Origin of the sequence: Embleya sp. NPDC005575, assembly GCF_040605455.1 — a bacterium.
Classification (GTDB): Bacteria; Actinomycetota; Actinomycetes; order Streptomycetales; family Streptomycetaceae; genus Embleya.
The window spans coordinates 25,873-34,856 of sequence record NZ_JBEXCV010000101.1 but is presented as its reverse complement, the minus strand read 5'-3'; the positions used below and the strand labels follow the sequence as shown (position 1 = coordinate 34,856).

Below are 8,984 nucleotides of genomic sequence, written 5' to 3'. Positions count from 1 at the left end.
CTGGCGATCGGTGCGATCCTGCGCCGAGCCGCCCCCGCCGCCTGCCCGGCCTGCGCCGCGCAGGCAAAGCCGGTCGCGCACGCAAGGCCAAGCGGATCGACGGCCCGCAGCAGCGGGGGATGATGCGCACGGCGCTGCTGTTCCTCCTCCCGCTCCTCGCCTTCTACCTCGTGTTCTACGTCTTCGGCTTCGTGTTCCTGGCCCGCACCAGCCTCCAGCGCACCGACCTGTCCTTCCTGGACCCGGAGTCGGTCGGCCTGGAGAACTATCGACTGCTGTTCACCGACGACCGCTTCATCCGGGCGCTGCTGAACAACGTCGTGTTCGCCGCCGCGGCCGTCGCCGGCGCACTGACCCTGGGCTTCTTCCTGGCCGTCGTGCTGAGCACCGGCATGCGCGGCCGCAAGGTCTTCTACGCGGTCTTCCTGGTCCCCTCGCTGATGCCCGTCGCACTGGTCGCCTCGGTGTTCGGCGGCATGATGGAGAACCGCTACGGCACGCTCAACGAGACGCTGCGCAGCGCCCACCTGGACTTCCTGGCCGGCCACTGGCTGACCGAACCGGGCCTGGCGTACGCCGTGGTCATCGGCATCTTCGTCTACCTGGTCGGTCTGCCGATCATGTACTACACCGCCGACCTGAGCGCGCTGAACACCTCGCTCCTGGAGGCCGCCGTCCTGGACGGCGCCTCGTTCTGGCAGTTGCTGCGCACGATGCTCTTCCCGCTGATGCGCACCACCCACAAGACGGTGGTGATCTCGATCCTGCTGATGTCCTTCCGCGCCTTCGAGATCGTCTTCTTCTCGACCAAGGGCGGACCGGCCGGCGGCACGGAGATCTCCGGCACCTACGTGTACAACTACGCGACCTCGCCCGGTCCCCGGGTCGGCTACGCGTCGGCCGCCGCCGTGGTCGTCCTGCTGCTCGCGCTCCTGTTGTCCGCGATCCAGCTCCGTTTCACCAAAAAGTCCGAGGAGTAGACCGTGGCCGAGACCAGCGACGCCATGCGCGTACTCACCGGTCGCAAGCGCGACCGCCGGATCCTCCAGGGCATGCTGCTCCTGATGGGCGCGATCTGGCTCTTCCCGATCTACGCGGCGATCAAGCGATCCCTCGAAGGCGGCGGGACGGGCAACTACACCGCGCTGTTCACCGACCCGGTCGGCGACGTCACGATCTACGACACCTACCTGAACTCCTTCATCATCGCCGTGCTGCACGCCGGCATCGTGGTCGGCGTCGGCGCGCTCGCCGGATACGCCTTCTCCAAGCTGCACTTCCGCGGCAAGGAGGCGCTGTACTACGGCATCGTGTTGTGCCTGGCGGTGCCCGGGACCGCGATCCTGGTGCCGCTGTACTACACGATCCGCGAGGCGGGCCTGTTCGACAACTACCTGGGTGTCGCGCTGCCCGAGGCGGCGCTGACCCTGCCGTTCGCGGTGCTGCTGCTGCGCAACTTCGGCGACAACATCCCCGATTCGCTGATCGAGGCGGCGCGGATGGACCGGGCCGGGCACTGGCAGGTCTTCCGTACGGTCTACCTGCCGCTGTGCCGGCCCGCGCTGGTCAACCTCTCCATCCTGTGCGTCATGTGGTCGCTCCAGGACTTCCTGTTCCCGAGCCTTCTGTTCACCGACGAGAAGTACACGACCGCCGCGAAGGCGGTGCAGTCCTTCCAGCAGTACCTGGCGACCAGCCCCTCGGACATCGGCAAGTACAACGCCTCGCTGGTGCTGCTCGCCGTCCCCGCACTGCTGCTCGTCGTCTTCGGCCTGCGCTTCATCACCGCGGGCCTGACCAGCGGCGGGGTCAAGGAATGAGCACGCCCGCCTCGACCGCCCACCACCCCTTCTGCACGTTGGAGCACTCATGGCCCAGGTGATGTTGGACCAGGTGTCCAAGACCTACCCGAACGGGCACGTCGCGGTGCACGGCATGGATCTGGACATCGCCGACGGCGAGTTCCTGGTCCTGGTCGGCCCCTCGGGCTGCGGCAAGTCCACCCTGCTGCGGATGATCGCGGGCCTGGAATCGATCACCGGCGGCGAACTGCGCATCGGCGACCGCGTCGTCAACGATGTGCACCCGGGCGACCGCGACATCGCGATGGTGTTCCAGAACTACGCGCTCTACCCGCACTACACGGTGGCCCGCAACATCGCCTACCCGCTGCGCCTGGCCAAGCGGCCCAAGGACGAGATCGACCGCCGGGTGCGCGAGGTGGCGGCCATGCTGGAGCTGACCGACTACCTCGACCGCAAGCCCGGCCAGCTCTCCGGCGGCCAGCGCCAGCGCGTCGCGATGGGCCGGGCGATCATCCGCGACGCCGCGCTGTTCCTGATGGACGAGCCGCTGTCGAACCTGGACGCCAAGCTGCGCGTGCAGATGCGCGGCGAGATCGCCCGCCTGCAGCGCCGGGTCGGCACCACGATGGTCTACGTGACGCACGATCAGGTCGAGGCGATGACCATGGGCCACCGGGTCGCGGTGCTCAAGGAGGGTCGTCTCCAGCAGATCGGCACGCCCGACGAGATCTACCGCTCCCCCGCGAACACCTTCGTCGCGTCGTTCATGGGCACGCCGCCGATGAACCTGGTCGAGGCGCGGCTGCGCACCGGCAAGGGCGGCACCGAGGTGGTACTCGGCGGCGTGGACGTGCCGTTGCCCGCCGCCGAGCACGAGTATCCGCAGGGGCCGGTCACCGTCGGCGTGCGGCCCGAGCACCTGCTGGACGCGTCGATCCTCGGGGACACCGCCAGGCATGTGCGGATCCCGGCGATCGTCGAGTACGTCGAGGCACTGGGCGCGGAGAAGAACGTCTACGTCACCCTCGGCGCGGTACGCGGCGACGCGGCCTCGGCCGGTGCGCCGATCGCCTGCCGCTTCCCGGCCGAGAGCGCCGTGGTCGCGGACGCGAAGGTCGAACTGGCCCTGGACCCCGCGCGGATCCACCTGTTCGACGCCGAATCCGGGGCTGCCCTGCGCTGACCGGGCGCCCCCACCCCGAACCCGCGAATGCCCGGCCGTACGCCCGTACCGCCGGGCATTCGCGTACGGCGCCGCCGCCTGGCCGCGGCGGCGCCGATCCATCAGCACCCTCCCGGCGACAAGCAAGGAGTCTTGACCGATGTTGAGACGATGGTGCACCATCCTGGCGACCACCGCGGCCATGTGCGCGCCGCTGGTGGTCGTCGCGCCCGCCGCACAGGCGGCGCACACACCCCGGTCGGCCGAATCGGCGCCGGCCGCAGCACCGGGCGCCGTCCCGCAGGCGGGAGAGGTCCCGCTGCCGGTCGACCAGAAGGCGGTCGCGGACAACGTCACGACTCTGATGGGCACGGCCGCCGAGCGCACGCCCTCGATGTCCGTGTTCGCCCCCGACACCAGGAAGAACTTCTGGGTCGAGAACTTCAAGACCTCGGACGACTACCTCGCGTGGACCGTGACCGTGCCCAAGGGCGACGTGTACCGGATCACCGGGATGCTCAACGCGGCACCGGGCCAGACGTTCAAGATCGGCGTGCGCGGTTCGGCTGCGGCGACCGGCTTCGCCCAGCCCGCCGGCGGGTGGGCGCGCGTGGACGCGGGCAAACTCGCGCTGCCGTCCGGAACCTCGACGATCGTGCTCAGCCGCACCGCGACGCTCGCGGGCGACGTGCAGGTCAAGTCGCTCGAACTGGTCCGGGAGAAGGACCGCCCGGCGCGCGAGGCACGGATCGCCGACGCCCGCGCGAACACCTCCGATTTCGCGTCGGCGGGCTACGGCCTGATGTTCCAATACGGCTCGTGGGGCTTCCCGGAGAACGGCGGGCCGGCCAAGTCACTGAACCGCCAGGCCGCCGACTTCGACGTGCCGGCCTTCGTGAAGATGGTCAAGGGCACCGGCGCGGGCTACGTGATCTGGTCGTACAGCTGGTGGGGTTACCACGTCGACGGCCCGAACGCGGCGATCGACAAGATCGTCGGCAACGGCGATCTGACCGCCGAGCGCGACCTGATCGGCGAGATCGCCGACGCGCTGCACGCCGAGGGCCTGGGCTTCACGCTGTACTACCACCTGGGTACCGAGGACGCGGCCTGGTGGCCCACCCAGAAGTTCCCGAACACCTTCTACACCACCGGCACCGGCGACCGCAGCACGCTGCTGAACAACTGGAAGCAGGTCGTCGCGGACATCGGCAACCGCTACGGCAAGAAGCTCGACGGCTTCTTCTTCGACGACGGCCTGATCTACTACCCGGCCCCGTTCGAGGAGTTGGAGAAGATCGCGCGCACCGGCAACCCGGCGCGCATGGTCTCCTGGAACTCGTGGATCCTGCCGCGCTACACCGACTTCCAGGACACCTACTTCGCCGAGGAGGTGCACGGCGAACCGATCGACGGCAGTGCGCCGGTCGGCGGCAACGGCATCTTCCGGTCCGGTCCGCAGAAGGGCCTGCTCCAGCACGCGATGTTCCGGATGGAGGACGACTGGGGCATCCACCTGCGCGGCCAGAAGATCGGCGGCCCGAACTTCTCCGCCAAGCAGGCCGTCGACTGGGCGCTGGACGCCGCCTCGCGCAAGGTCCCGCTCAGCTTCAACATGATGATGTACGAGGACGGCAAGGTCTCCGAGCAGTCCCTGTCGATCCTCAACGACGTGCGCCAAGCCCTGCGCGGCAACGCCGAACGCATCGACACCAAGCCGGTGAACCAGGACACGGCGGGCTTCGCGTGGGACGGCGAGTGGAAGCACACGAGTACTTCCCGGACCGGTGATCTCGGCGACGACGTGCAGGCGGCGACCGCCAACGGCAGCTCGGTCACGTACACGTTCACCGGCACGGCCGCCGATGTCCTGGGCCCGCGCAACCTGCTGGGCGGCAAGTACGACGTGTACCTCGACGGCGCGCTCGTGCAGCGGCTGGACGGCTTCTCCTGGTGGCCCCGACCGCAGTCCGTGCTGTACGCGGCACGCCACCTCGCGCCGGGCACGCACACCGTCAAGCTGGTCAAGGTCTCCGGTGTGCGGCTCGCGATCGACGGTGCCCGGATGATCGAGGGCCCGATGGCGCTCAACGACACCGACTCGGGGGTCTCCTACCAGGGCGCCTGGACACATTCCGGCAATCGCGGCGCCGGCGACCACGGCGACGACGTGACCTGGAGCTCGACGAACGGCGACTCGGTCACGATCACGTTCACCGGCAGCGCCGTCGACGTGCTGGCCCCGATGGGCGACGGCTACGCAACCGCCGACGTCACCCTCGACGGCGTCGCGGCCGGGACGGCCACCACCGACAACGGCGGGTCGTACGCGGCCCGACAGAAGGTGTACTCGGCAAAGTTCCCGACCTCGGGCCCGCACACCGTCACACTCACCATGACCGGAGGCAGCTACCTCCAGTTCGACGCGGCGTACGTGACCAAGTAGCACCCGAACCCGCCGTCACCCGAGAGCCCGGCCGTACTTCGCGTACGGCCGGGCTCTCTTGTCGGCACTCGCGTGCGCAGCGGCGCAGCGGCGCAGCGGCGCGACGATATGAAGTGACAACGGTTACGCAATTAAGCACAAAAGGGCCCGTTTCCCGGTCGGGAAACGGGCCCTCGGCTCGACCTGCCCCGGTGCGGGGCGAGTCGCGTCTCAGGTGGCGGCGGCGAGTTCTGCCCACAGGGGCGCCGGGATGTCCCATCCGCCCATCGCGGCCGCGTCGGCCGCCTCCTCCGGGCCGCGGGCGCCGACCAGGACGGTGGCGACCGCGGGGTGCGCGGCGGCGAAGCCGATCGCCGCGGCGCGCAGCGGCACGTCATACCCCGCGCAGATCGCCTGCAACCGCAGGGCGCGGGCGAGCAGGTCGGCGTCGGCCGGTGCGTAGTCGAAGTGGGCGCCGGGACGCGGATCGGCGAGCAGACCGCTGTTGTACACTCCGCCCGCCAATACCGAGACGCCGCGCTTCGCGCAGTGGTCGAGCAACGCGCCGCCGCTGCGGTCGAGCAGGGTGTACCGGCCGGCGAGGAGCACGCAGTCCACGTCGGTTTCGGCGACGAAGCGATCGAGCATCGCGGACTGGTTCATGCCGACTCCGATCGCGCCCACGACACCCTGCTCGCGCAGTGCCACCAACGCGGGTACCGCCTCGTGCGCGGCCTGCTCCCAGTGTTCGTCGGGGTCGTGCACGAGCGCGATGTCGATCCGGTCCAAGCCCAGGCGTTCCAGGCTGGATTCGAGACTGCGTCGGACGCCGTCCGCGGTGTAGTCGCGCACGCGTCGCCGGCGCGGCGTGTCGACGAATCCCTCCGCAGCGGTGGGCGCGGCCGGGTCGTCGACGAGCAGCCGGCCGACCTTGGTCGAGATCGTGTAGGCGCTGCGCGGGCGCCCGCGCAGTGCGGCCCCGAGCCGGGTCTCGGCCAAGCCCACGCCGTAGTGCGGCGCGGTGTCGAAGTAGCGGATCCCGGCAGCCCACGCGGCCTCGACGGTCGTGTGCGCCTGTTCGTCCTCGGTCGCGGTGTACAGATTCCCGAACGCCGCCGCCCCGAGCCCGATCGAGCTCGTGACGACGGTCGTACGGCCGATCCGGTTGGTATCCACGAACGATGCTCCCTTTGCTGAAACGACCGCGGAGTCGAGGGCGCGCACGATGCGTTCGCCTCCCTCGACTCCAGGATCCCGGTCGTGATCGGGTTATTCCGGCCGCAGCCGCAGGCCCTGCATACCGCCGTCGACGGCGAGCGAGATGCCGGTGCTGGAGGCCGCCAGGGGGCTCGCCAGCGAGCAGATCGCGAAAGCGACCTCGTCGGCGCTGACGAGCCGGCCCATCGGCTGGCGGGCGTCGAGGGCCGCTCGCTCGCGCGCGGGGTCGGCTGCGGCATCCAGCAGCCGGCCGACCCATGGAGTGTCGGCGGTGCCGGGGTTGACGCAGTTTACCCGGATGCCCTCGCGCACGTGGTCGGCCGCCATCGCCAGCGTCAGCGCCAGCACCGCGCCCTTGGAGGCGGAGTAGAGCGCGCGCTGCGGCAGACCCGCGGTCGCGGCGATCGAGCACGTGTTGACGATCGCCGCGTGCGCCGATGCCCGCAGGTGCGGCAGCGCGGCGCGGGTGACCCGGACCAGGCCGACGACGTTGACGTCCAGCACCCGGTGCCACTCGGCGTCTTCGTTGTCGGCGACGGTGCCGGCCGCACCGATGCCGGCGTTGTTGACCAGAATGTCGAGGCCGCCGAGCAGCGCGGTGGCGTCCCGGACCGCCGCGGTGACCGACGCGTCGTCGGTGATGTCCGCGGTGAACGGGGACAGTTCGGGGTCACCGACCAGGGCGGCCGGGTCGCGGTCGAGCACGGCTACGGTGGCGCCGCGGGCGGTCAGCATCCGGGCGGTGGCCAGCCCGATGCCGGACGCGCCGCCGGTGATCAGGGCGCGCAGTCCGGCGAAGTCGCCGGCCGCGGGCAGGGACGGCGTGGACAGGGCGGACGGGGCGGGCGGGTTGCTCATGCGGAGACCTCCACGACAAGCGCCTGTGCGGCGTGATCGGCGACCCAGAACTCGCCGTCCGGATAACGGAATCGGGCGATCGAGGCGGGATCCATGGTGGACGAGAAGCCGGGTGCGGACGGCGCCCGGTAGTTCCCGTCGACGATCACGACCGGGTCGAGGAAGTGCTCGTGCAGGTGGTCGACGTACTCGATCACCCGGTCCTCGATCCGGCCGCCGACCGCCACGTAGTCGAACATGGACAGGTGCTGGACCAGTTCGCACAGGCCCACGCCGCCTGCGTGCGGGCACACCGGGACGCCGAACTTGGCGGCGAGCAGCAGGATCGCGATGTTCTCGTTGACGCCGCCGACCCGGCACGCGTCGATCTGTACGAAGTCGATCGCCTCCGCCTGGAGCAACTGCTTGAAGACGATCCGGTTCTGCACGTGCTCGCCGGTGGCGACCTTGATCGGGGCGATCGCCCTGCGGATCGCCGCGTGGCCCAACACCTCGTCCGGGCTGGTCGGTTCCTCGATCCAATGCGGGTCGAACGGGGCGAGCGAGCGCATCCACACGATCGCCTCGTCCACCTCCCAGCGCTGGTTGGCATCCACCGCGATGCGGATGTCCGGGCCGACGCTCTCCCGAGCGATCCGACAGCGCCGGACGTCGTCGGCCAGGTCGGCACCGACCTTGAGCTTGATCTGGGTGAAGCCCTCGGCGACCGCCTCGCGGCACAGCCGGGCGAGTTTGTCGTCGTCGTAGCCCAGCCACCCGGGCGAGGTCGTGTACGCGGGATACCCGCTGCGGCGCAGCGTTTCGGCCCGCTCGGCGCGGGTCGGCTCGGCGTGGCGCAGGATCGCCAGCGCGTCCTCGCGGGTGAGCGCGTCGCCGAGGTAGCGGAAGTCGACGAGGTCGACGATCTCCTCGGGCGTCAGGTCGGCGAGCAGTTGCCAAAGCGGCTTGCCCGCGCGTTTGGCCTTGAGGTCCCACGCGGCGTTGACGACCGCGGAGATGGCCATGTGCATGATGCCCTTCTCCGGACCCAGCCAGCGGAACTGGCTGTCGCCGACCAGGGATCGGGAGAACGCGCCCAGGTCGTCGAGCAGTTCGTCCAGCGGTCGGCCGACCACGTACGGACGCAGCGCGTCGATCGCGGCGACCTGTACGTCGTTGCCCCGCCCGATGGTGAACGAGAAGCCGTGTCCCTCGTGCCCGTCGGCGGCATCGCTGCGCAGTACGACGTAGGCGGCCGAATAGTCCGGGTCCGGGTTCATCGCGTCGGAGCCGTCCAGTTCCCGGGAAGTCGGGAAGCGGATGTCCGCGGTCACGAGTTCGGTGACGACGGGTCGGGTCGGTGTCGCGGGCCGTTCGGGTCGGGCGGGCCGGCTCACGCCGTTCGGGTGCTGCGGGGTCACGTGTGGCTCCTCGGTTGTCGGCCGTGCGGCCCGGCCGCCGCGAACGGGGTGGGTTCCCTGTGGCGGGGTGTCCGGGACGGGCTGGGCCCGAAGACCCCAGACATCCGATGTATACC

Annotated in this window: 7 protein-coding genes; 4 read left to right on the top strand and 3 right to left on the bottom strand. The window is 70.1% G+C overall.

Going from position 1 to position 8,984, the window contains the following annotated elements; genetic code table 11:
• From ABZS54_RS28475 to ABZS54_RS28460, 4 genes are all read left to right on the top strand, one after another.
• On the top strand, positions 1 to 980 hold a 980-nt coding region (locus tag ABZS54_RS28475; protein ID WP_355542067.1), incomplete at its 5' end, for a sugar ABC transporter permease.
• A 3-nt stretch (positions 981 to 983) separates the two neighbouring features.
• Complete coding sequence (locus tag ABZS54_RS28470; RefSeq protein ID WP_355542065.1) at positions 984 to 1,820, top strand: carbohydrate ABC transporter permease; 837 nt, start codon at positions 984 to 986, stop codon at positions 1,818 to 1,820.
• Positions 1,821 to 1,869: 49 nt separating this feature from the next.
• The gene (gene ugpC / locus ABZS54_RS28465) at positions 1,870 to 2,988 is read left to right on the top strand and encodes a sn-glycerol-3-phosphate ABC transporter ATP-binding protein UgpC (protein WP_355542062.1); all 1,119 of its coding nucleotides are present in this window, start codon (positions 1,870 to 1,872) and stop codon (positions 2,986 to 2,988) included.
• Positions 2,989 to 3,127: 139 nt separating this feature from the next.
• Positions 3,128 to 5,413 (top strand): alpha-L-fucosidase, encoded by a 2,286-nt coding sequence (locus tag ABZS54_RS28460; protein WP_355542059.1) that lies wholly within the window; start codon positions 3,128 to 3,130, stop codon positions 5,411 to 5,413.
• A 210-nt stretch (positions 5,414 to 5,623) separates the two neighbouring features.
• On the opposite strand, the gene ABZS54_RS28455 is transcribed toward ABZS54_RS28460, so the two are convergent.
• The 3 genes from ABZS54_RS28455 to ABZS54_RS28445 all read right to left on the bottom strand — a co-directional run bounded on the left by ABZS54_RS28455 (position 5,624) and on the right by ABZS54_RS28445 (position 8,781).
• A complete protein-coding gene (locus tag ABZS54_RS28455; RefSeq protein WP_355542056.1) occupies positions 5,624 to 6,568 on the bottom strand; it encodes an aldo/keto reductase in 945 nt (314 codons plus the stop codon).
• A 93-nt stretch (positions 6,569 to 6,661) separates the two neighbouring features.
• A complete protein-coding gene (locus ABZS54_RS28450) occupies positions 6,662 to 7,468 on the bottom strand; it encodes an SDR family oxidoreductase (RefSeq protein ID WP_355542053.1) in 807 nt (268 codons plus the stop codon).
• Entirely contained in the window at positions 7,465 to 8,781 is a 1,317-nt protein-coding gene (locus ABZS54_RS28445; protein ID WP_355542081.1) for an L-fuconate dehydratase, read from the bottom strand. The genes ABZS54_RS28450 and ABZS54_RS28445 overlap by 4 nt, the downstream gene beginning before the upstream one ends.
• Between the last annotated feature and the right edge of the window lie 203 nt (positions 8,782 to 8,984).

Coding starts and splice junctions, on each gene's coding strand:
- ABZS54_RS28450 (WP_355542053.1), bottom strand. CDS start 7,468: ATGAGCAACCCGCCCGCCCCGTCCGCCCTGTCCACGCCGTCCCTGCCC.
- ABZS54_RS28460 (WP_355542059.1), top strand. CDS start 3,128: ATGTTGAGACGATGGTGCACCATCCTGGCGACCACCGCGGCCATGTGC.
- ugpC (WP_355542062.1), top strand. CDS start 1,870: ATGGCCCAGGTGATGTTGGACCAGGTGTCCAAGACCTACCCGAACGGG.